The organism is Chlorogloeopsis fritschii PCC 6912 (genome assembly GCF_000317285.1).
GTDB lineage: Bacteria > Cyanobacteriota > Cyanobacteriia > Cyanobacteriales > Nostocaceae > Chlorogloeopsis > Chlorogloeopsis fritschii.
On the sequence record NZ_AJLN01000059.1, the window covers coordinates 1 to 18,900 of the forward strand.

Below are 18,900 nucleotides of genomic sequence, written 5' to 3' on the forward strand. Positions count from 1 at the left end.
CTCAATTAATTAATGCGATCGCGCCTAAATTTCTATCCAAGAATAAGTACCTGCCCAAGTCTTGCTTGCATCTGCACTATTAAATGTAGCCTTAGCACCAGAACCAGTAGGAGTAATCGTTAACTCACCTGGGCCTGGTGCTTCACCATTTGTGTAGATTGTAGGTACCGCCACCCCATTGATAGTGAACTTGTTAAGTTCGTACACTGAGTCTGTTTCTATCCTCAAAAACAACGGGTTAGCCGCTGCTGGAAAAGGTAGCTCATAAGGAGGGGAAGATGGTATGGCGGTTGGTGTTAACGCAACATCAAAATGCACAGCTTTGTCGTACCAAAAATTCTCGTAGTAAATAGTAGTACCGTTATCCTTCCAAGTGCCATTGCAAATACCTTGCGTGAAAAAGTCTCCTGATTGAAATTGTGGTGATGTAGCTCCAGGTTCCCAGCGAATAGTTAAACCTTGAATAAGTGCATCGTTTGTGTTGTGCGTTGGTTTAGAGTTTGAGTTACCTAATTCCCATGTAGAGCCATTCCATCCGTACTCCTCCCACGGATACACGTTATCTGTAAAACATTGTCTTAGAATACTACCTAGTATCACAATACCACCTTGCATATGTAGTACTGTCGCAACCGAACCAAAGTCTGCAAATGAAGTTTGTGCAACATTACTTGAATTAATCAAAGTTGTGGCGCAAATCAAGAAGTTGTTATAAAAACTTATTTTGTAGAGTCTGACATTACCCCAGACACTATGATTAATATCAGTATTTAAGATTGGTACGGTATTGATGACGTTGGTAGACGCGGAACCAAATATCAAGCTACGTCCGTTTATTGCCCAAAAACCCCCAACATCAGAAACATCTAAACTAGCTGGCCATTGTGACACCCCAGAGCTATCAAATCCCGTGCTAGATGTTGTTGTTGAGAGTTGATACCAAACAACACGTCTATTAGATGCAGTTGAAGGGCTAACTATAATAATCGCCAGATGGTCATTTACATTATCTGGATCTGCTTTTAAGAATAGTGCTCGACTCCAGAATCCGTCTGTCAATCCTGTGTATGTAAATGTAAGGTTTGTTGTCCAGTTAGTTGAGTTTCGCAGGAATCCTTCAAATATTGCAAAAGCTACATTGTTTCTACCAACATCTACTCCGTAGCAAGCAGTAGCAACTTGTTGAGTTATTGTTCCTGCACCTACATTGATAATCCAAAGCCCGGTATTTCGACAAGCACAATAGATTAGTTGATTCGTTGTGTCTACAGCACACTGCCGCAATGCTGTAACATTTAAAGCAGGCGTGGTTGATACATCCCAGCTAGTATAGTTTCCATTGGTTAAATCAAGTAAAGTAACACCTGTTTGGTCATATTGCACGATTTGTGTGTTTGACCATCTTAGCAAGTCATTATCTTCAGTTCTCCATCCATGCATTCCTGCTGCCGCTGGTGTGCTGGGATGGCGGAAAGGGCAAACAACAGTGCGATCGCTGTAAGTATTACCATTGAATCCTAAGTGAAAGCGTCGCGAGAAGCGATAGTCACCTGTGTTAGAAGTGATGGTAAAGCGGTAAATCTCCGGCCATCTCCCCGTCCAAGTCCCCCCTGTTGCTGGGTAGCTGCTACCGATTGCTGCATTGTTAGGATCAAAGAAAGGTAACGGCGCCCCTGCTCGATGTGTCCAAATCTTTTGAAAAGGTGGTTGGAATACAGGTTTAAGCGGATCTATGTTTATAGTGATTGGATTGTATCGAGATATTCTGTAGGCAGAAGATGTTGCTTCGACATTTCCACCCCCTACGAATCCAGCCCCCGTAGGTACAGTGTTTGATACCCCAGTGAGCATGGAATTGAAAATTAATCCTATATATTCATCTGTTGCTCCTGGTAATCCAGATTGCACAATTTGAAAAGTAGCACTTTGTTTATATTTATAGTGAGATGAAATGATAGTCCCGGAGTTCCACCCTCTAAATCCTCCAGGCCCAATCAAAAATTCTGCGGTAATAGGATCTATATATTCTTGTGTAGGAGGGTCAACAAAAGATGTACTTAAAAAGAAATGGTTACAATTTTTTCTACCGAAAATAGTTCCGCCAAAGTCTCTAACAAATCTTCGAGAAAGTCTCCCCCCAGATGAATTAGTAACCTCTATTCTATAAAATATAGTCAATACCTCAAATAAATTTTGTGTGCAAGGTAGACTTAACAAGGTTGCTGTTAGTGCTGATGTGTTGTTGACTAGTCCAACTGTTTGAAATACTCTAGGTGATGATGTAGGGGCATTAATTTGATTCTGAATTTCTCCAAAATTAGGTGTTACAGACTCGTACCAAACAGGGGAAGTAACACCACTAGGAATAAAACCAGATGCCAAGATATTTGTGATTGACGGGTTGTTTGTTGATGGTGGGGTTGTAGTTGAACTTATAACAATAATTGCAGGTGACCCTCCATTACTGAATAAACCAACTGGTGAAGCCCCTAACAAGTTTACATATGTCTGATTAAATATCAAATTCTCTTGCTCAACAGGAGGTTGAGTTTCTTTTCCTGTTTCAACATGGTGAAATTCAATTCTAACTTTACCTTTTAATCTAACCAACTATCCCTCCTACTAAGTTATAAACTGTTGCTAAAAACTTCCCATCACTACCACTCAATCCATCAATTTCATCAATAGGTGTTTCACACCTGATAACAGCTAAAGGATACTGCGTAGTCGATACTCTCCCATCACTACCACTCAATCCGTTAATTTCATCAATAGGTGTTTCACACCTGATAACAGCTAAAGGATACTGCGTAGTCGATACTCGCCCATCACTACCACTCAATCCGTTAATGCGATCGCTTGCAAAAGTAAACTGACCTGGTGCAAAAGCAAATCGACAAGACTCTGTAACTGAATATCCAGCACCAAGCACATTATTGATTGCAAGTATCCGATAGTAGACACCAAGCTCGACTGTAACCCGCCGCTCTTGAATACGAGGAATTACCCGAATTGTTTGGTACGTGCCATTAATATTTTGTTGTAGTTGGTACTCAGTAACCCACAAGCTATCTGGTGGTGGATTCCAAGTTATCTCAATTGTACCGCTAACCCAACAAAAAGCAGTGTTTGGTGCCCCTGGCAAGGGCGTAAACGAACAAGGAATTGTGAAATTTGGCCCTGTGTTGGGTGCGATCGCATTTTCCATCCCAGACAATCCGTCTATCATGTCTGCCACAGTTGTCCTGATGACAAGGATGTCAAATGCGGAAGGATTACCCTCAAGTTCTGCCAGAAGAAGAATTGGTGGATCTGTAGGGGTTCTACTGCCAATAATAAATATGTCTGGGTTGAGGCTACCACTTCCTGATGAAGGGGAGACTATTGTTAATCGCCCTTGTAATTGCGTCCAATTAGCCGCAGTACCATCTGTCAATACATCTGTGAATTCTTGCAAAGAAAAGGGGCGGGGACAAATAATTGTGAGAATGGGATTGCTGAATTCAAGAAAAGTTCCGCCACCACCTACTGTTACCTCCCAAAACCCGGTAGGAGATTGGGAGGAGCAAAACAAGTAGATTGTTTTTCCGTCACGCTCAATAGTACCTACTGGATAAGTGTTGATTGAGCGATCATAGCGATCGCTTTGGGAAAGATAATTAACTTTCTGCACGGGGTCATAGAGTACAGTCTCCCCAAATTGCCGTCCAGGTTTACCGATGATATCTAAATTAGGGAGGTCATCACTGACATGAATAATGTCACAGGGGTCTTTGGGGTATAAAGTAGGGTCAGGTTTTATATAAAAAGAAGCTTGAGTACTCTCGCGGATCTGCGATAATTTAGGAGGTTGCTTTATTTTGTCTTTCTTAAAACTAAAATCGTCTTCCCTACCTAAACCAGACTTCCTCGCCATGAAATTAACACAGATAGACTCTTCCATGATAACAGCAGTTGGCTATGAAAGTGGTACCCTGCGCTTAGTCTTTGCTTCTACTGGGAAAACCGTTGATTATTTTGATGTTCCCCAAACAACTTACCATAAGTTAATGGAATCAACATCGAAGGGGACATTTATTACTAATAACATTTTGAATTGTTTCCAATATAAGTATGTTGATTAAATATCTAGAACTTAAAAGTTTAGATTTATGACTGTACTTGCTAAAACTATCTACCAATACAGAATAATTGTAGTTAAAGTTGTTGATGGTGATACTATTTTTGGTGACTTAGATTTAGGTTGGGGAGTGTGGTTGACTAATCAATATTTTAGATTGGCTCGAATTAATTCGATTGAACTAAACAAACCTAATGGTATAGAAGCAAGAGAAAGATTAATTTCGTTGCTCCCTGGTGATGCAAGCATTCCCGGGAGAGAGATATTAATCAACTCAATTAAGGATAAAAAAGACAAGTACAAAAGGTTTTTAATCGAGATTCCTTTGATTAAAGGTAGTACTGTCAATGACGAAATGGTAAAATGTGGATATGCAGTTTACAGTTAGCGATCGCAGATGAAATATCAAATACCAAATGCTGAAATTCATTGTTGCCCATACTGTAAATCTTTGAGTATTACCTGGGATGACAGATCCACATTGGGTTATAAATGCCAAAAATGTAAGAGTGCTTTTTTCAAACCCAGAATTACAAAATTATTGTTTTAGGATGAAAAGTGAAAGTGAACCAACTTGATCTAGACTAACCTAGTTTGTGTGATCACAGACAATCTCGTTAGCAGAAGTACAATAGTACTAATAGTTATTTGCGATCGCATGATCTGGAAAAAACTTGAAGAAAAATACCCACCATCTCAAACCGAGGTTTTGGTTGGGTACAAAGAAGAAGCTGTTTATCAAGGTTTCTGGCGGCAGAAAGAAAAACCCTCTTGGCAAATCTACTCTTCTGTTGGTTTAGTTGAGGTTAAAGAACCTCACTATTGGGCTGAAATACAACCTTTACCACTTCCAATAACAACTATGAAATATCCTAATTTAGAAGGTTTAAATAAGACTATCAAACTAGCAGATGCAGATAGTGAAACTATTAAAGAAATTCAATCTCTACTATTGATTGGTAATTTTTACAATGGTGAGATTGACGGGATTTATGATAATAATACAGTTGCTGCTTTTGCTAAATGGAAAGAGAGTATTTGGTTAGGTTCACCCGAACTCATAGGAGAAAAAGCAGCACTATCTCTTTTAGAAATAGCAGAAAATCATATTGCTACTGAAGAGCATACAGTTCCTACAAAACCAACACTAATCGATGCTGGTAGTAAAACAGGAAGAGTACTGTTCCTACCTACCGGGGAAACTGTTTTTGAACATGAGTTCATTGTACCTGGCATCCCTCTGACTTGGGGGGAGATGACTAAAGGTTGCGATCGCGTCCCGGAAACCAAATTAGTTGTTGGAAATATTGTTAAAACAGCTAAAGCGTTTGGAAAGATTAGAGATGTTTTTGGTGGGCCAATTGGCATAACTTCCGGGTACCGCACCGAAAAAATTAATCGCGCTGTAGGTGGAGCAATTAATTCACAACACGTTAAAGGTTTGGGTCTTGATATTTACCCGCTTGATTCTAACTTTAGTCGGTTGTTCCAAGTCTGCCGTTCTAGCGATGCGATCGGATTAGGCAGAGGTATGCATCGTGGGTTTATTCACGTTGACTGGAGAGACGGGATACGGGTTGAATTTAGTTACTAAATAATAGGCGATCGCTTCGTTAACCTTATCACTCAGGCTCTCCCCCTCTTCGCGCATTGCTTGGAGGGTTTCTACAAATTCCGGATTGAGCATTACTGATTTTTTGATTAAACGGCGATCGCCACTAGCTACAAATAAACCTGTTTTTGGGTCTTTTATTCTTACCATTGCTTGACATCCATATCGTATATGGATAATATAGCATTATGCCCCAGCGATGCGTCAACATCCTGGGGCGTGGTTAACCCCTAATCCAACTAGGAGCCAACATTGAATATTGTAAAACAATTTACAACAACAGCTATTGCTGGAAGTTTAATATGTGCTGTTTTTGTTAGTGGTGGTGTCAGCCAGACTTTGCAAGGTATTTTTAGATTGTCTGCATCAGATGAGTACATTGACAACCCAGATGAAATAGAGGAGGGTTGGTACTGGCAGAAAAAACAATTGCCTGCAAAAACTAAAGACATGAAAGATGCAAAGCGCAGATGTGAAAACTTATCTGGAGGATATAGGTATGAAGTAGTCCAAGACGGTAAAGTTTTTATCTGCAAAATTTACAGACCTTCTAGATAATACAAAAGGAATAACTATGCAATACCAAGCTTTTGAACCAAAAGAAGAATTGACAATGTTTATTGCAAAACCCCACCCAGACTTTGCTGATGCTGATGTTACTTTTAGAGAAAGCGCTGAATATGTAGGATTGTTCTCGGAGAACATAGAACAAGACATTTTTCTTTTAGAAGCCCCTAAGCGCAAGTGCTTAAATGTTAATGGTACTAATTGGGTTTTAGACAGTTACCAAGTTTTCAAGTCGGATTCAACAATGAAACAAGAGATTGTTCTCTTGTATTACAAACCAATCAAAGTAGAAAGCTTAATCTCTTAGGCTAAAGAAAAATTTGCCCCAGCGATGCGTCAACATCCTAGGGCGTAGTTAACCCCTAATCCAACTAGGAGCCAACTTGAATATTGTACTTAAAAATACGACTGCCGTATTTTCAGTAGTGTTATTACTTGGATGTTTAGCTACTAATCAAATAAGACAATCTAATTCTAAAAGTGTTTCTTTTGGAGATGTTTTTAATGACTTAGGTGACTATCTACCAAACCCAGAAGACATTAACAAACCGCCACAAGTTGAACCAACAAATACTAGGAGCAAACCTTACGCTGAAAAGCTGTGTAAAACAGCAGCAAAAGGTAGAAAATTTGTTCGCGTCGAGTGGGATTATGTTTGGAATGTTTGGAATTGTGTTTATCAATAATTAGGATTGTTAAATGATAGATTTATCTCTCTTTGAAAATGATGGTGCATACAACACACAATGTATGGCAGTACCTCATGGTGGATATTTCGGTGTTAATTTATCTTACCATTCCGAGTATGCTTTTCCTATCAAAGTAGTGCTTGAGGATTTGCAAAAAAAAGAATTACTTGTTTACACATCAAACCACCCTAATGAAGAAAAGCATAGATGGAAAGTTGTTGGTTATGAGTGTTTTGAGAGAACAGATGGAGGAAAAGGTTTAATCTTTTTGTATTGTCGGCCTGTATACCCAGAAACATTTCAAGAAAAAACCGAGTTAGAAATTCAAAACGCTAAAGAATGTTTAAAAATGTTTGGGGAAGAAGAGACTTCTCGAATCTTCCCTTTCGTGAAAGTTAGTTAATCTGCGATCGCATCTCAAAAACCAACCTAAATACTAGGTTGGTTTTTTGGCGACAAACGAAGCAAGAGCAACTAGAGGAATTGTAGCAAAGTCAGCTTCTCCCCGTTGCCCTTCGGGACTGAACGGGGAGCTTGCAAATAACCATATTGTTAGCCAAGCACTTCCTGCGGAATCACCACTTGAATGTAATCTTTTGGAAGCTTCAAAGGAATAGAGTAATCAACAATAGGAGTTAAGTCAAACAATTTCTTGCAAATGCCTTCTAATCTCGTAATACTATATGGTTCGTTAAATATCCAATTATCATCAAGTTGCTTTAAAAATTCTGCTATTTCTACTCCTAACAAAACATAATTTGGTTTAACATTAAACTTGCAAGTTATCAAATCTGACTGCATATATATTTCTTTTCTAATGCAGTCAAGTTTGTATGCTTCACTAGCTAATTGTTGTATTTTATTAAGCTTAATTTCTTGTTCTTGGTTCATAATCCCTACACTCAGTACAAGAGGTATTAACAGCACAGTTTAAATAGTGATTATCTGAGAAATAACTACAGTCTGTTTTCCAAGATGGATCGATAACACTCATTATATCAGAAGGGCTATATTGAGTTTGAATCGCAATAATTTGAGGGAGATCGCAACCTTGTTTGACGAAAGCTATACCTACAAAACTTGTATTGATTCTTGAAAATTTTTGTTTCGTTGCTCTCTTCTTCCCTCTTAATCTTCGCTTCTGTCGCTTGGTTAGATGTTCATCACAATCACTTATAGTGAAGGTTTCATTGTTCGTATTATGCTGAACATGAGGTAAATAAATAAATTCATGCAAAGGAAAAACATAAAAATTTGTTCTGTCAAAAATAGATTTAGGAGGAATCTTAGCATATAAGTCCTCCAAAATAATATTTAAATCATCTATGCTAATAGTAGTTTTCATGTTGATGTAAAAGGTTTGATTATTTTTGCTTCCAACAACTCAAATATAGGATTAAGCTTAGAAAAAATATAGGGTATTTCTGAGTCTTTAGGTAGGTATGGTAAGTGAATATTTATCTGCCCCTCATATCCATCGTCATCATCTCCAATCAAGCGAGATACAACTGCTTGACTGTTATTTTTTAGCAAGTATAACCTGTAATTTTCATCTAAATTATCATTTACTGAATAACTAATAAAATATCCATTATTTTTCATACACTTCTCAACCTCATAACGAACGATTGAGAAATCGAGCTTTTGGTAATTTGGTTTGCAAGGAACAACATTCTCATTGCATACCTCCCAAAACACAGAGAGATACCTAAAATGATACTTACCAATCTTATCGCCATTGTGAAACATAGAAACAAGCACTCTAGAAGCACCTGTTATACCCATCATTCGATTTAAATAAGCTTCAATCTGCTTATCTTGCTCAAGGTCACTAGCCTTGATTTTAAAACCTATATCCCTTGGTTCAGATGGTAGTTTAATTAACCTTAGGTTTGAAAAAAGAGAACCGATACACGCGATGATCGCTGCCACCAAAACAAGCACGTTTATACCTGTTACAAGGTCTAATTTTGGTTCTACTTTTTGAATGTTGTCTATAGCCTTGATTAACGTTTGAGTACCATCTACGCTTTGAGTTTTGTTTGTATTAGACTCTGCATAAAGAATCTTAATTACATCACCATTAATAATAGCTTGATGGTTAGTTGACATCCTAATTCTCCTGGTGGGGTGTAATTTTGACCTTACGCTTGAAACCTAATCTTCCTATCGTGTATGAGTAATCAATCGTGTTTCCTGCTAACAAAGATTTAAATCTTTCACCTGATACACTTAGTTCTTCTCTATGATTTTCATATACCAAAACTAAAGTATAGGCATTATCACAACTTTCACCTACATAATTATCCTCACGATCAAAAACAGAAGTGCATTGGTTTTTGTGCCACTTGTCAACTACCTGTGCGGTGTAAGATAGTTCCTCCAGCTTGGAACTGTCAACCGCAACAACTGATAGGAATAAGATAATAAGAAAGGTATTTATTCCTAGCAAGCTAACAACGAAGTTGACAAGAAGATAAAAATCAGTCATTAGTAATTGATTGATGGTTTCAACTAATATTAGAAACCACAAAAATAAAAAATTTAAAAATTAATGAATTTTTTAATAAATTTTTAGTTTGCGTGTTTAAAAAATTTTAGTATTGTGCTTCAACCCTAATCTACCTGTATCGTATTCATAGAGGACTTGATCGCCTAACTTTAAAGACTTAAATTTGTCACCAGATACTCGCAATTCTTCTCTTTGGTCTTCTACTCTCAGAACAAGAGTGTAATCATCCCCGCAATCTTCCCCCAAGTAGTTTCCTTTGTAATCATATATAGGAGAACAAACTTCCTCGTGCCATTTATCAAGGATGTGTGCATTGTAGGAGTGGTGAGTTAGTTGCGAGGAATCAACTCCTAGTAAAAAGCAAATACCAAAGACGATAAGAGCGATCACACTAAATACTTTGTTCACCAAAAACTCCTTCGTTAGTTATCAACCCCAAACAGACATATATCGCGATCGCTTTTTCCTCTTAAACCCGAAACTCATTCAAATATTTAGACATTACATCCGCGATCGCGTTTTGAAATTTTGCTAACAAAACTATTGTCTCTATCAACACAATCTCTCTACTTAAAGGTGTTTCTAGTTGATTGTTTATGTCTTTTATTATTGGCATTACGTCGGATATAGCATCTAAAGGATAATCAACTCCTAGAATCTTAGAGTTTTCTCTTAAATAAACTTCTAACTCATTGTCTATTACTATTTTTTACAATTACTTTCTAAGTCTTGAATGATTTTTACCAAAGCCGCATAGTAATCAATTTGTCCTGATAACCATTGTTTGACAACAATAGCTACTGAAGGATTGGTTTTATACAATACAAACAAATCTGCTGGAGATGACATAGTTAAACCCTAAATTCATTCAAATCTTTCGACATCACATCCGCGATCGCCTGAACCTCCAACCAAGTCGCCTCTGTTTTCCCGCACTCGATATCACTAATTCTTTGGCGGGTTAGAGTAGTTAGTTTTCTAGCATTACAAGCTTCTGCTAAATCAGATTGATCCATTGCTAGTCTGCGACGCCCCAGCAAAACTCTCTCACCTAACAATACTAAAGCTTCTTTATATGGGGTCTTTACTGCGCCATTACCATTTTCTTTTGCAGACATTTTTATTAAATTTCCTTATTTTTAGCAGTTGCGGGATTGACCTTATTATAGGGCATTTCATTTATTAGATTAAGCATTGAGCGGGAAACAGAGAGGTTATTGGTTGTCACCTCTGGCAACTAATAACCCAAACTATAGTACACCATATTAATGTTAGAATCTCTCATCAAATCAGTATTGGATCGCGATGGTAAAGAGAGCGGTGAAAGCACCGTTGTCGCGCTTCATTGTGCGCAGATGAGAGAGTGGGGTGTTCGGGGTGGACATATTGAGCATCGTCCCTTACAAGACCCAACAGGGGAGCGGTTTAAGTTTTTATTAAAATTACAGAAACACAACCACATCCAACAAAGGCTCGATCATATTATGGATGCCTTTGTTTGTCGGGGTGAAATTCTTTGGTACTTCCAACCAGATCCTGAGAATCCAGGGTTGTATCGAATTGAATTTTTTGTTGGGGGATTGAACCACCCAGATCCGCAATTTAGGGTCTATTACAAACCAGGTGGTCGGGAATTTCAAAGGATAATTATTCGTTACAGCTACGATAGTGAGGTTCCTGGAACAACCCAAAAACAACAGCGATGGGTGAGGATAACAATTACTCAAGATTGGATTGAACAGTCGGAATCTCTAAATAAACCAGAATTTGATTGGCACGCATACGGCGGTAGTTTCGCCGGTTACGCACCAATGGGTGAATCTCAGTTTGTCTGGATGAACCCTACAAGTAAGTATGAGAATCCCTTTGCCCCTTACTTTCCGGTTGCTTTATCTAAGAATAATGCTAGACAACTAGGACAACAGGGGAGTGATGATTTCTATTGGATTCGCAACTTAATAGAGATGCATGAGGGACTTGTGATTAAAGCTCACAAGAACCTTCGGATGTTTGCAAACCCAATCCTGATTACTACTCGCAGCGCCCAAGAGGTAATGAACCAAACAAGTGGTGCAAATACTTGGGCATCTGCAAACCGCTACTATGACTTGTCCGGCACTCCTTACTCAGGAAGCACAAACACCGCAGATGTACCTAGCTGGGGAATGCAGAGAACGCCTGCGGGGATGGGTAGCACCACGTCAAGTGAAGGTTCTTTAGATACTATTTTTGGTAACGTCGGGGAAAGCGAGCGCTTTGCCTTTATTCAAGCAAACGCAGTATCAAGTGACCAAAACCTGTGGATAAGACAAGAGCGCGAGTTAATTCACTGGATACTTGGGGGAGTTGACCCGATCGCAGGCATTACGTCCGGCACTACTTTTGGTGAATATAAGACTGTGTTCGGTAGGGTGCAAAACACGGCGGAGAAGAAATCAGAAGCCTTGTTTGGAGATACAGGGCTAGGATTAGTTTACGAGCGCATTCTTTGGCGCGAAGAGGAAAAGCTATTTAAACCGTGGTTGTTTGAAACTTTAATTACTTTGTATCCTCAAGCTTTTGCTGGGTTAACATCCCCTGAACAATTATCAGATGAGCTTTGCCAAAGGATTTGGGAGTTACGAAGTGAAGGACAGATAGAGTTACCCGAAAATCCTGTGGGAATGTTGCCTGCGGGCGATCGCACTGTTGTTTGGCGCTACACAAGAGAAGTTTTCCAAAACACTACACGGGAAGAATTAGACCGTTCGATTGCTGCCAGAAACGAGCGAGAGGATGGATTATCTCAGGAGTGGGTACTCAGGAAACAGTACCCAAACATGACAGACCAAGAAATCAGAAATGCCATGAGTGGTTTCTCCCCTCGTGTTGTACAAAATGCAGCACTAGGTATTCAGTCAACATTGCAACTATTTCAGCAATTTATGGCCCTCCCAGATCCTCAAGATCCAAAAGTTCCTTGGGGCATTCGTTTAGGGCTACCACAGTTATTGGAGCAATCGCTTCTTACGCTCCAAAAAGAAATGGCTTATGGACGCCCAGTCTACGAGCCAGCAGAAGAAATCAAGCCCTTAAGCTTGGTTGATATCGTATCTCAGTTTGGGGGTTCCCCTCAAGTACTAAACTCAACAGTAAACCCTGATGAACTCAGCTTACCACTTTCAGGGGACATCGCCACCCGCGACGCCCCCATCCTTCAATCAATGGGGTTACCCACCGACGCAACAAGCGCCATCTCAGGCAGACTTTATAGATCAGGCAACACGAATTCTCAACTTCGTGGACGCACTGCAACAGAGGGGACGGCAACAAGCTCCGCAGGAATCGGCTCCAACTCAATATTCGGTCAGCAACTTCCAACCCCAGGGTACCCAAGCAATTGGGGAGCAGGAACGCCGCTTGGCACAGTTGGCGACATCGACCCCCAACTCCTCGCCCTCTACGCAGACCAACTTCGAGCAATCCTCGCAAGTCTCCAACAATCTGGAGGCTAAGTTACAACAACAAGCTCAAGCTCTGGAGCAGTGTGTTCGTGCTTTGCTAGCAGAACGTGATGCTGCATATAATGTCATCAATTCTTTGCTTCCTTTTGTAAGAATAAACGAAATTCTCAATGGGGACATTGCGGAAATGGATAAAACCATTGCCATGCTGACCCCTTTTGTTGGTATAGCAAACATAAGGATGAACGATGCTCTTGCTTATGAGCAAGTGCTTAATAATGTTGTCAAGTTGATGCATGACCCAGAATTCCTTGTTTACTGGGCGAATCACGTTTGGCAACAATCAATCATGGCTGATGGTGCTGGTGCGATCGCTTGGATTAGTGACGAATACCTGAAGTTGCTCGACACCTATGAGCAACGTTATGTAGGTGTTCATGGCAAGCATTCTCCTGTGTGGGAAAGACTGCAACCAAAACAAGTAAATCCTGTGATGGGTTCACCTGATAGCCAAAACTTTGTACCACCTCAGTTTCAGCAACAGGTAAATCCTCAGGTATTGCCTCAGCAGCAATTCCAACAAAGCGCCGTACCACCTCAATATCAACAACAAATCCCGATGCCTCCTATCCCTGGTAATACCCAAGGACAAGATGCGATCGGGCAATTGAGACAGCGGATTGAGATGTTGAAAGCTGGTATTCCTGACTTAGGAATGCAGCTACAACGTGCTCATGCACAACAAAGACAGCAAAATGGTATTGCTGTTCCTTTCATCTAATTAACAAAACAAAAACACAAGGAGTTGTAAGAACAATGATTGGAGAAGTAGCTTCAATGTTTTTACCAGCAGCTGTGAATGCTGTAGGAAAAGCTGTCGGTGGTGTTGCAAATGCCGCTTCAGGTAATGCAGCAGGAAGAGTAGCAGGGGCTGGTTTAAATGCAAACGACGTATTTGAAAGACTAAGAGAAGCTGGTGTCACACTCGACCCTGAGCAACAAGCAAAGATACAACAAAAATTTGATAGAGAAAATCAAGAGTTTAATCAGCAGCAAAGTTTTGCTAATCAAGCATTTGGTGCTCAACTAGGTAATCAAGCCGGAAATCTTATTACTGAAAGAGAGATGGCTGTTCAAGCTCAAAGAAATGCTGCTGATAATGTTAGAACACAATTAGACGCTCTTGCTCGAAGATCTTCTGACAGTGCAAACGCAATAAACAATGCGATAAGCACTGGAATTAATGCTTTTAGAGGTTGAAGCTAATTTATCTTCCAACAAAAAGTCTTGCAGATGATTCGATAGCTCTATTTATTGTCTCTTCACTTGCGGTGCTTCTGTTAGCTAAATTTTGCAACATATTGTTATTGTCATTTTTGTTGCAAACATAATTGAACATAGTATCCGGAACAGTACCACGAGTAACAGAGAATTCGGGCATAGGTGAAGGTTTACTTTCTACTACCTGATTGTTTGTAATAGCTATTTCCCACACAGGAGAAATCGAGTTTCTATGGCAGCTTGCGATCGCGTATCCTAAAAAAATCTTCCCATCTCTTTGCTTAAGTGCAGACCAAAAATCTGTTCTGCTACCAATTCTTTTTAAAGACCCAGCATCCACAAGCACAACAGTACCTTGATTGTCTTGTCCTACGGTTACCCAATTAGCAGAATTGGCACTTGGTGCGGGGATTTGATTAGCACTAGCTGCAATAGGAAAACTGATAGAAGCCGCGATCGCAAGTGCAGAAGTTAAAAGGTTGAGTTTCATTGTTTTTCTCCGTTTGTAATTTAATTATCTCTGTTTCCCTAGCTCACCATCATCCGTAACCCTACTACTTGTTTTTTGAAGAAAGGAAGAAGTAAGGAGGAAGAAGGATGAAGGATGAAAATATACCTCAACCTTCTTCCCTCTTCCCTATTCCTTCTATCTTCAATGGCAATAACTTAGAAAACCTCATCTAGGGAATCAAATGTCCAACTCCCTTTCTCTTACTGATTATCCTTATGTACTGTCGGAGATGTTGTACAGACCGACAGCAGCAACCATAGCAAGATGGGCTTGTCAGCCTGATTACTTAGCAGACCCCCGGATGCGCCCCGGACAAGTTTACATGGCAGACCGCTTCGGATATCTGCCTGACACAGGGGATATGGATTTAGAGTCTCGCACTCGTAGCTCTGTTGAGATTTTGGGTACAGCTAATACTCGCCAAATACCAAAATCTAAAGTTCCCATTATCTTACGTGAAATTACCGGGCCTGGTGGTGGAGATTCCAACAACCCTGGATTGCCAGGTAACTTCCGCTTTTCCATCCCAGACATGATGTATCAGCAACGTCTGATCTGGGATATGGGAATGGCAGAACCCTTAGTACAACCCCAGTTTCATGCTTCTGTTGGTGCTACTACACTTCTCCAAGATTTCCGACTAACTACGGATCGCTTCTACCTTAATGCTCTTGATTCTTCCACCAATAAGTACAATCCTAATGGTGTTGCAGATGGTGGTACTTATGCATCCGGGCCGCCTAAATTTACTGTTGCTGACTTGGATCGCATCCTTGAGCAATTAGTAACTAACCGTGCCCCGACGTTTCCTGACAACCTGTACCACGCCATCATTCACCAGAGGATGTGGACACACCTGCGAGAAGATGCGCGTTTCCGAGAATTGGTGACAAGCTCTGCTTATTACTCGGTACCAATGGTGATGGCGGAGCAGGAATGGTTGTTTGGGCCTGGTTATATGCCTCCAGCAGGCATTAACTACATGGCACAACCAAATATCCAAGGTTTCTTGCCTTACTACAATCAAGGATTACCAGGCCCTTCTCAAAATGGATTGCCTGGAGGGTACGTTTACAACCAATTCCGCATTTGGATTTCTAACAACATCCCCCTCAAGACTGTTGAACTCAATTACACTGCAACCACAGATGGCAGTGCAACAGGCTTGGCAGCAAGAACCGCATACCCAGGATACTTCTTTGGTGCTCATGCTGTAGGTGAAATCTTCGGTGGAGATCCTCAAGATGGCATCCCCGTTAAAGTCAAGCGCAACATGAATGATGATTATGGTCGTTTCCTAATCGTCATTTGGCAAGCCTTTATGGGTCTAACTAAACTCAACGATGATTTCATCATTGTTGGCAGAACTTACGCAAATTAATTTGACAGTTAACAGTTTGCTGGAAGACTGTTAACTGTTCACTGATAAGTAATAACTGAAAGGATAAAAAATGCCACTCGAATTAGGAAATGCCATCTTTAGAGGTGATGCTTACCAAGCAGCGGAACAGGGTATCTTAGGTGCTGATGGTAGAACTTATGTTACGTTGCTTGCGATCGCAAAACTCACCGATACTTTACAAACAAGTATTCCTCTGCAAGTAGTTGCCTCTAGCAAACCTAATACTTTGCAAGGTAAATACCCACCAGTAAACCTTTCTGTCCCCGTTGGTGGGCAAATTCATAGGGTTGATTTTAGGTTGCCTTTGCGGGGCGCTGCTGGCGATGAGTTGCAGTATGGGATTTATTTACCCAAAAATTGCACTATCATTGGCACCTCCACTGATAACTTAAAAGTATCCCCAACATCTGGAACCACCCATACAGTTACGGCACCTGTTATTGCTTCAGCTAGTAACTCATATACTCCTGGTGCTGGTGCGGTATTATCTCGTGCGGCGGGTGTTGCAGATCAAGCTTCCCCATCTTTGTTAACAACAGTATCTGGTTCCCCGTTAGTACTGCAATTAACCTGTTCCAATGCTGGTAACACAGCAGCTGGCACAGGGATTCGGTTGTCCCAAACAGGAGCGATCGCATACGCATTCGCACGCGTGATTTACTCTATTGCTGGTGATGCGATTCAGCAGATTAATACTGATTGGCTTGCTGCTCCAGATAGTTTTGTTACTGGCGGATAAGGAAGGAAGAAGGTGGCAGAGTAAATACAACCCTCTGCCTCTCCTGTTAAAAATGCTTATTTTTCTACTAATCAAAAGGTTAGAATCAATGAATCCAAAAGCAGTTGATACTGGCACAACTTTAATCGGTTTAATCGCTTTAATTTCTAATGCATTAGCCGCAACTGGTCGAGTCCCTACAGAAGTAAATGAAATCATCTCAGGTGTTGCGATCGCAGTTGTTAGTTATTTTGTGAAAGCCAAAAAATAAGAGGATTGAGTGGATATCGATGGTGCGATCGCCTACATCAGAAAATGGCGGCATGAACAAAATTTAGATGCTTTCTCACCTCAACAAGAGCGAGAGGAGGCATCTAAATTACTTCTTCAAAAGGGTTACGATATCCCTAAAATAATTATTACGGAAGTTGGGGTTATGAAATTAGAGGACGGTGTTTTTCAAATAATCAAGAAAGAACAACCAGACGCGATCGCACAAACTGAAGAATCTGAATCTAAACTACCTGAACCAGTAGTTGAAAAACCTGTGTACTGGAGTCCCCAAGATAAACGCGAATTTTGGTGTGAAAAACTAAAGCTTTTCGTGCGAATGACGGGGGACTTAAATGCTGATGGTACTTATTGGGTAATTCAGTCTGGAGAAGGTACTTTTAGGCGCTATCCAGTCAAAGCAGAAGACTTAGTTCTCAAGGAAAACGCGCCAAAAGAAATACCAACTTCAGACTTTTTGTTAATCAATTCTGCTAGCTGGTCAGATATTAAAAACTGTCTTGTTAACAAATTCATTCCCTCCTACCCTTGGAGCAAAAAAGGCGACAAACAACCTAATCAAATTAGAGAAGATATGCTGGCGATCGCGAAATCTCGCAAACAAGGACTAGCTAGCTTTATTGAGGAAGAGCGCAATTTAGGAAGATTTGAGGATGCTCAAAACTTTGTGCTGAGGATGAATGTTGCCTACGAAAGCTTCCCTTGGGGGGATTTTGCGCAGTTGCTTGATTTTAACTAACCAACTTTTCACGGTAAAAATTTCTACGCAATTGTTGGAGGCACATCTAGTGAACTTCGCGATCGCTATCTAAAACAAAAAAAGGTTTTCCTGATGCCCTCTGTACCTGTCACCCTTAAGAACCGAGTCAAGCGCCACCTTGGTTACAACCGACCGCGAGCAGTTAATCCTGCTACGATCGCAACCCTTGACACTCACTTGGATAGTATCTTAGAAAACGATGATATCTACTCTAGGCAAGGGCCAAGTGTTGTTAACTTGCTTGATAGGTGCGATGATTTGTGGGAATTGACCGATCCTACTAGCAGTAAAGTCTTTACTCAGTTTCAACAAATCATCGGGGATGTAAATCGCCAAACCAGGACAGTCACTATCGATTCTGTGTTAAAGCAGAACAGGGAAGCTTACTACAAAGCAACTGATGATTTAGCTTTCTTTCTTAATGTCCCTAACTTACAACGCCCTCAGAATTCTCAATATCTATTCGTAAATCTTGGTAGTAGCTATGTTTTAGCTCCTTCTGGTGTTGCGGATACGTGTGTGAGCGATCGCATCTGGTTGGCAGCTAATGCTGCTTAAGTAAGAAGGAAGAAGGAAGAGGGAAGAAGGATGAATTAATTATTTTGTACTTTTTGTAATGTAGCTACCATGATTTTTTGCATTTCATCTACTTCGTTCATTACCGAAGTGAATAATTCAGGATTAGCTAATCCAACCTCTTTAGCAATAATCAATTGGGTGTCTAATTCTCTCAAACTACCTAAAGCAATTTGCAAAAATCTTACATATTCTGCTTTGTGAACTCTACCATACCCTTCTGCTATGTTTGAAGGAACCGACACAGAAGCCCTTCTAATTTAATTAGTTAATCCGTAAAGTTCTGAATTAGGAAAATGTTTAGTAAGTTTATAACAAGAGATAGAAAGCTGAACACCACGCTTCCAGATGAATTGGTCTCTATGACTCATAAAAGTTTGAAGGAAGAAGTTAGAATAACAATCCTAATTTTATCATC

27 protein-coding genes and 1 pseudogene are annotated in these 18,900 nt (G+C 40.3%); 15 read left to right on the plus strand and 13 right to left on the minus strand.

What is annotated here, in order from left to right; translation table 11 throughout:
* Window positions 1-24 precede the first annotated feature (24 nt).
* Together UYC_RS0108930 and UYC_RS0108935 are read right to left on the minus strand one after the other, a co-directional pair.
* Window positions 25-2,610: a hypothetical protein gene (locus tag UYC_RS0108930; protein WP_016879398.1), complete on the minus strand. Its 2,586-nt coding sequence runs from the start codon at window positions 2,608-2,610 to the stop codon at window positions 25-27.
* On the minus strand, window positions 2,603-3,916 hold the full coding sequence (locus tag UYC_RS0108935) for a hypothetical protein (protein ID WP_016879399.1): 1,314 nt from the start codon (window positions 3,914-3,916) through the stop codon (window positions 2,603-2,605). The genes UYC_RS0108930 and UYC_RS0108935 overlap by 8 nt, the downstream gene beginning before the upstream one ends.
* Window positions 3,917-3,941: 25 nt before the next feature.
* On the opposite strand from UYC_RS0108935, the gene UYC_RS40315 reads away from it, so the two are divergent.
* The 3 genes from UYC_RS40315 (at window position 3,942) to UYC_RS35420 (ending at window position 5,714) form a co-directional block, all read left to right on the plus strand.
* Window positions 3,942-4,124 (plus strand): KTSC domain-containing protein, encoded by a 183-nt coding sequence (locus tag UYC_RS40315; RefSeq protein WP_200862367.1) that lies wholly within the window; start codon window positions 3,942-3,944, stop codon window positions 4,122-4,124.
* A gap of 27 nt (window positions 4,125-4,151) precedes the next feature.
* Window positions 4,152-4,508 (plus strand): thermonuclease family protein, encoded by a 357-nt coding sequence (locus UYC_RS0108945; protein WP_016879401.1) that lies wholly within the window; start codon window positions 4,152-4,154, stop codon window positions 4,506-4,508.
* Between the two features lie 210 nt (window positions 4,509-4,718).
* Window positions 4,719-5,714: a D-Ala-D-Ala carboxypeptidase family metallohydrolase gene (locus UYC_RS35420; RefSeq protein ID WP_235181613.1), complete on the plus strand. Its 996-nt coding sequence runs from the start codon at window positions 4,719-4,721 to the stop codon at window positions 5,712-5,714.
* On the opposite strand, the gene UYC_RS37665 is transcribed toward UYC_RS35420, so the two are convergent.
* Window positions 5,640-5,882, minus strand: coding sequence for a hypothetical protein (locus UYC_RS37665; RefSeq protein ID WP_127011353.1), 243 nt, complete (start codon window positions 5,880-5,882; stop codon window positions 5,640-5,642). The genes UYC_RS35420 and UYC_RS37665 overlap by 75 nt on opposite strands.
* A 102-nt stretch (window positions 5,883-5,984) precedes the next feature.
* Between UYC_RS37665 and UYC_RS0108955 the strand changes: the two genes are divergently transcribed.
* The 4 genes from UYC_RS0108955 (at window position 5,985) to UYC_RS0108970 (ending at window position 7,391) form a co-directional block, all read left to right on the plus strand.
* Entirely contained in the window at window positions 5,985-6,290 is a 306-nt protein-coding gene (locus tag UYC_RS0108955) for a hypothetical protein (protein WP_016879403.1), read from the plus strand.
* A 16-nt stretch (window positions 6,291-6,306) separates the two neighbouring features.
* Entirely contained in the window at window positions 6,307-6,606 is a 300-nt protein-coding gene (locus UYC_RS0108960; RefSeq protein WP_016879404.1) for a hypothetical protein, read from the plus strand.
* Window positions 6,607-6,682: 76 nt separating this feature from the next.
* A complete protein-coding gene (locus UYC_RS0108965) occupies window positions 6,683-6,985 on the plus strand; it encodes a hypothetical protein (RefSeq protein WP_016879405.1) in 303 nt (100 codons plus the stop codon).
* Window positions 6,986-6,998: 13 nt separating this feature from the next.
* Window positions 6,999-7,391 (plus strand): hypothetical protein, encoded by a 393-nt coding sequence (locus tag UYC_RS0108970; protein ID WP_016879406.1) that lies wholly within the window; start codon window positions 6,999-7,001, stop codon window positions 7,389-7,391.
* Between the two features lie 149 nt (window positions 7,392-7,540).
* On the opposite strand, the gene UYC_RS0108975 is transcribed toward UYC_RS0108970, so the two are convergent.
* The 8 genes from UYC_RS0108975 to UYC_RS0109005 all read right to left on the minus strand — a co-directional run bounded on the left by UYC_RS0108975 (window position 7,541) and on the right by UYC_RS0109005 (window position 10,618).
* Window positions 7,541-7,879, minus strand: a complete 339-nt coding sequence (locus tag UYC_RS0108975; RefSeq protein ID WP_016879407.1) for a hypothetical protein — start codon at window positions 7,877-7,879, stop codon at window positions 7,541-7,543.
* Window positions 7,857-8,333, minus strand: a complete 477-nt coding sequence (locus UYC_RS0108980; protein WP_016879408.1) for a hypothetical protein — start codon at window positions 8,331-8,333, stop codon at window positions 7,857-7,859. The genes UYC_RS0108975 and UYC_RS0108980 overlap by 23 nt, the downstream gene beginning before the upstream one ends.
* Entirely contained in the window at window positions 8,330-9,100 is a 771-nt protein-coding gene (locus tag UYC_RS0108985) for a hypothetical protein (RefSeq protein WP_016879409.1), read from the minus strand. The genes UYC_RS0108980 and UYC_RS0108985 overlap by 4 nt, the downstream gene beginning before the upstream one ends.
* Before the next feature lies 1 nt (window position 9,101).
* Window positions 9,102-9,479 carry a hypothetical protein gene (locus UYC_RS0108990; protein ID WP_016879410.1) on the minus strand — a complete coding sequence of 126 codons (378 nt, stop codon included), beginning with the start codon at window positions 9,477-9,479 and terminating at the stop codon, window positions 9,102-9,104.
* A gap of 96 nt (window positions 9,480-9,575) precedes the next feature.
* A complete protein-coding gene (locus UYC_RS0108995) occupies window positions 9,576-9,908 on the minus strand; it encodes a hypothetical protein (RefSeq protein WP_016879411.1) in 333 nt (110 codons plus the stop codon).
* A 61-nt stretch (window positions 9,909-9,969) separates the two neighbouring features.
* The gene (locus UYC_RS37670; RefSeq protein ID WP_016879412.1) at window positions 9,970-10,116 is read right to left on the minus strand and encodes a hypothetical protein; all 147 of its coding nucleotides are present in this window, start codon (window positions 10,114-10,116) and stop codon (window positions 9,970-9,972) included.
* A gap of 86 nt (window positions 10,117-10,202) precedes the next feature.
* Window positions 10,203-10,349: a hypothetical protein gene (locus tag UYC_RS37675; RefSeq protein WP_016879413.1), complete on the minus strand. Its 147-nt coding sequence runs from the start codon at window positions 10,347-10,349 to the stop codon at window positions 10,203-10,205.
* 2 nt (window positions 10,350-10,351) lie between these two features.
* A complete protein-coding gene (locus UYC_RS0109005; RefSeq protein ID WP_016879414.1) occupies window positions 10,352-10,618 on the minus strand; it encodes a helix-turn-helix domain-containing protein in 267 nt (88 codons plus the stop codon).
* A gap of 150 nt (window positions 10,619-10,768) precedes the next feature.
* On the opposite strand from UYC_RS0109005, the gene UYC_RS0109010 reads away from it, so the two are divergent.
* Genes UYC_RS0109010 through UYC_RS0109020 form a run of 3 tightly spaced genes read left to right on the plus strand, consistent with a single transcriptional unit; the run spans window position 10,769 to window position 14,203 of the window.
* The gene (locus UYC_RS0109010; RefSeq protein ID WP_016879415.1) at window positions 10,769-12,994 is read left to right on the plus strand and encodes a hypothetical protein; all 2,226 of its coding nucleotides are present in this window, start codon (window positions 10,769-10,771) and stop codon (window positions 12,992-12,994) included.
* Window positions 12,909-13,724, plus strand: coding sequence for a hypothetical protein (locus UYC_RS0109015; RefSeq protein ID WP_127011352.1), 816 nt, complete (start codon window positions 12,909-12,911; stop codon window positions 13,722-13,724). Before UYC_RS0109010 ends, UYC_RS0109015 begins: the two co-directional genes overlap by 86 nt.
* A 35-nt stretch (window positions 13,725-13,759) precedes the next feature.
* Complete coding sequence (locus UYC_RS0109020; protein WP_016879417.1) at window positions 13,760-14,203, plus strand: hypothetical protein; 444 nt, start codon at window positions 13,760-13,762, stop codon at window positions 14,201-14,203.
* A gap of 7 nt (window positions 14,204-14,210) precedes the next feature.
* Here UYC_RS0109020 and UYC_RS0109025 read toward each other — a convergent pair whose 3' ends face one another.
* The gene (locus UYC_RS0109025; RefSeq protein ID WP_016879418.1) at window positions 14,211-14,714 is read right to left on the minus strand and encodes a hypothetical protein; all 504 of its coding nucleotides are present in this window, start codon (window positions 14,712-14,714) and stop codon (window positions 14,211-14,213) included.
* A 202-nt stretch (window positions 14,715-14,916) separates the two neighbouring features.
* On the opposite strand from UYC_RS0109025, the gene UYC_RS0109030 reads away from it, so the two are divergent.
* From UYC_RS0109030 to UYC_RS0109050, 5 genes are all read left to right on the plus strand, one after another.
* The gene (locus UYC_RS0109030) at window positions 14,917-16,116 is read left to right on the plus strand and encodes a hypothetical protein (RefSeq protein ID WP_127011351.1); all 1,200 of its coding nucleotides are present in this window, start codon (window positions 14,917-14,919) and stop codon (window positions 16,114-16,116) included.
* Window positions 16,117-16,186: 70 nt separating this feature from the next.
* Entirely contained in the window at window positions 16,187-16,876 is a 690-nt protein-coding gene (locus UYC_RS0109035; protein ID WP_016879422.1) for a hypothetical protein, read from the plus strand.
* A gap of 88 nt (window positions 16,877-16,964) precedes the next feature.
* The gene (locus tag UYC_RS0109040; protein ID WP_157171229.1) at window positions 16,965-17,126 is read left to right on the plus strand and encodes a hypothetical protein; all 162 of its coding nucleotides are present in this window, start codon (window positions 16,965-16,967) and stop codon (window positions 17,124-17,126) included.
* A 9-nt stretch (window positions 17,127-17,135) separates the two neighbouring features.
* Window positions 17,136-17,885 carry a hypothetical protein gene (locus tag UYC_RS0109045; RefSeq protein ID WP_016879424.1) on the plus strand — a complete coding sequence of 250 codons (750 nt, stop codon included), beginning with the start codon at window positions 17,136-17,138 and terminating at the stop codon, window positions 17,883-17,885.
* Between the two features lie 93 nt (window positions 17,886-17,978).
* Window positions 17,979-18,464, plus strand: a complete 486-nt coding sequence (locus UYC_RS0109050; protein ID WP_016879425.1) for a hypothetical protein — start codon at window positions 17,979-17,981, stop codon at window positions 18,462-18,464.
* A gap of 35 nt (window positions 18,465-18,499) precedes the next feature.
* Here UYC_RS0109050 and UYC_RS35425 read toward each other — a convergent pair.
* Window positions 18,500-18,853, minus strand: a pseudogene (locus UYC_RS35425) (four helix bundle protein).
* Window positions 18,854-18,900 lie beyond the last annotated feature (47 nt).

Excerpts from the sequence above, each read along its gene's own strand:
- UYC_RS0109010 (WP_016879415.1), top strand. The coding sequence starts at position 10,769 with ATGTTAGAATCTCTCATCAAATCAGTATTGGATCGCGATGGTAAAGAG.
- UYC_RS0109040 (WP_157171229.1), top strand. The coding sequence starts at position 16,965 with ATGAATCCAAAAGCAGTTGATACTGGCACAACTTTAATCGGTTTAATC.
- UYC_RS0108945 (WP_016879401.1), top strand. The coding sequence starts at position 4,152 with ATGACTGTACTTGCTAAAACTATCTACCAATACAGAATAATTGTAGTT.
- UYC_RS0108975 (WP_016879407.1), bottom strand. The coding sequence starts at position 7,879 with ATGAACCAAGAACAAGAAATTAAGCTTAATAAAATACAACAATTAGCT.
- UYC_RS0109050 (WP_016879425.1), top strand. The coding sequence starts at position 17,979 with ATGCCCTCTGTACCTGTCACCCTTAAGAACCGAGTCAAGCGCCACCTT.
- UYC_RS37670 (WP_016879412.1), bottom strand. The coding sequence starts at position 10,116 with ATGCCAATAATAAAAGACATAAACAATCAACTAGAAACACCTTTAAGT.
- UYC_RS0108935 (WP_016879399.1), bottom strand. The coding sequence starts at position 3,916 with ATGGCGAGGAAGTCTGGTTTAGGTAGGGAAGACGATTTTAGTTTTAAG.
- UYC_RS0109005 (WP_016879414.1), bottom strand. The coding sequence starts at position 10,618 with ATGTCTGCAAAAGAAAATGGTAATGGCGCAGTAAAGACCCCATATAAA.
- UYC_RS0108990 (WP_016879410.1), bottom strand. The coding sequence starts at position 9,479 with ATGACTGATTTTTATCTTCTTGTCAACTTCGTTGTTAGCTTGCTAGGA.
- UYC_RS0109025 (WP_016879418.1), bottom strand. The coding sequence starts at position 14,714 with ATGAAACTCAACCTTTTAACTTCTGCACTTGCGATCGCGGCTTCTATC.
- UYC_RS0109035 (WP_016879422.1), top strand. The coding sequence starts at position 16,187 with ATGCCACTCGAATTAGGAAATGCCATCTTTAGAGGTGATGCTTACCAA.
- UYC_RS40315 (WP_200862367.1), top strand. The coding sequence starts at position 3,942 with ATGATAACAGCAGTTGGCTATGAAAGTGGTACCCTGCGCTTAGTCTTT.
- UYC_RS37665 (WP_127011353.1), bottom strand. The coding sequence starts at position 5,882 with ATGGTAAGAATAAAAGACCCAAAAACAGGTTTATTTGTAGCTAGTGGC.
- UYC_RS0109030 (WP_127011351.1), top strand. The coding sequence starts at position 14,917 with ATGTCCAACTCCCTTTCTCTTACTGATTATCCTTATGTACTGTCGGAG.
- UYC_RS0108970 (WP_016879406.1), top strand. The coding sequence starts at position 6,999 with ATGATAGATTTATCTCTCTTTGAAAATGATGGTGCATACAACACACAA.
- UYC_RS0108985 (WP_016879409.1), bottom strand. The coding sequence starts at position 9,100 with ATGTCAACTAACCATCAAGCTATTATTAATGGTGATGTAATTAAGATT.
- UYC_RS37675 (WP_016879413.1), bottom strand. The coding sequence starts at position 10,349 with ATGTCATCTCCAGCAGATTTGTTTGTATTGTATAAAACCAATCCTTCA.
- UYC_RS0108960 (WP_016879404.1), top strand. The coding sequence starts at position 6,307 with ATGCAATACCAAGCTTTTGAACCAAAAGAAGAATTGACAATGTTTATT.
- UYC_RS0108980 (WP_016879408.1), bottom strand. The coding sequence starts at position 8,333 with ATGAAAACTACTATTAGCATAGATGATTTAAATATTATTTTGGAGGAC.
- UYC_RS0109020 (WP_016879417.1), top strand. The coding sequence starts at position 13,760 with ATGATTGGAGAAGTAGCTTCAATGTTTTTACCAGCAGCTGTGAATGCT.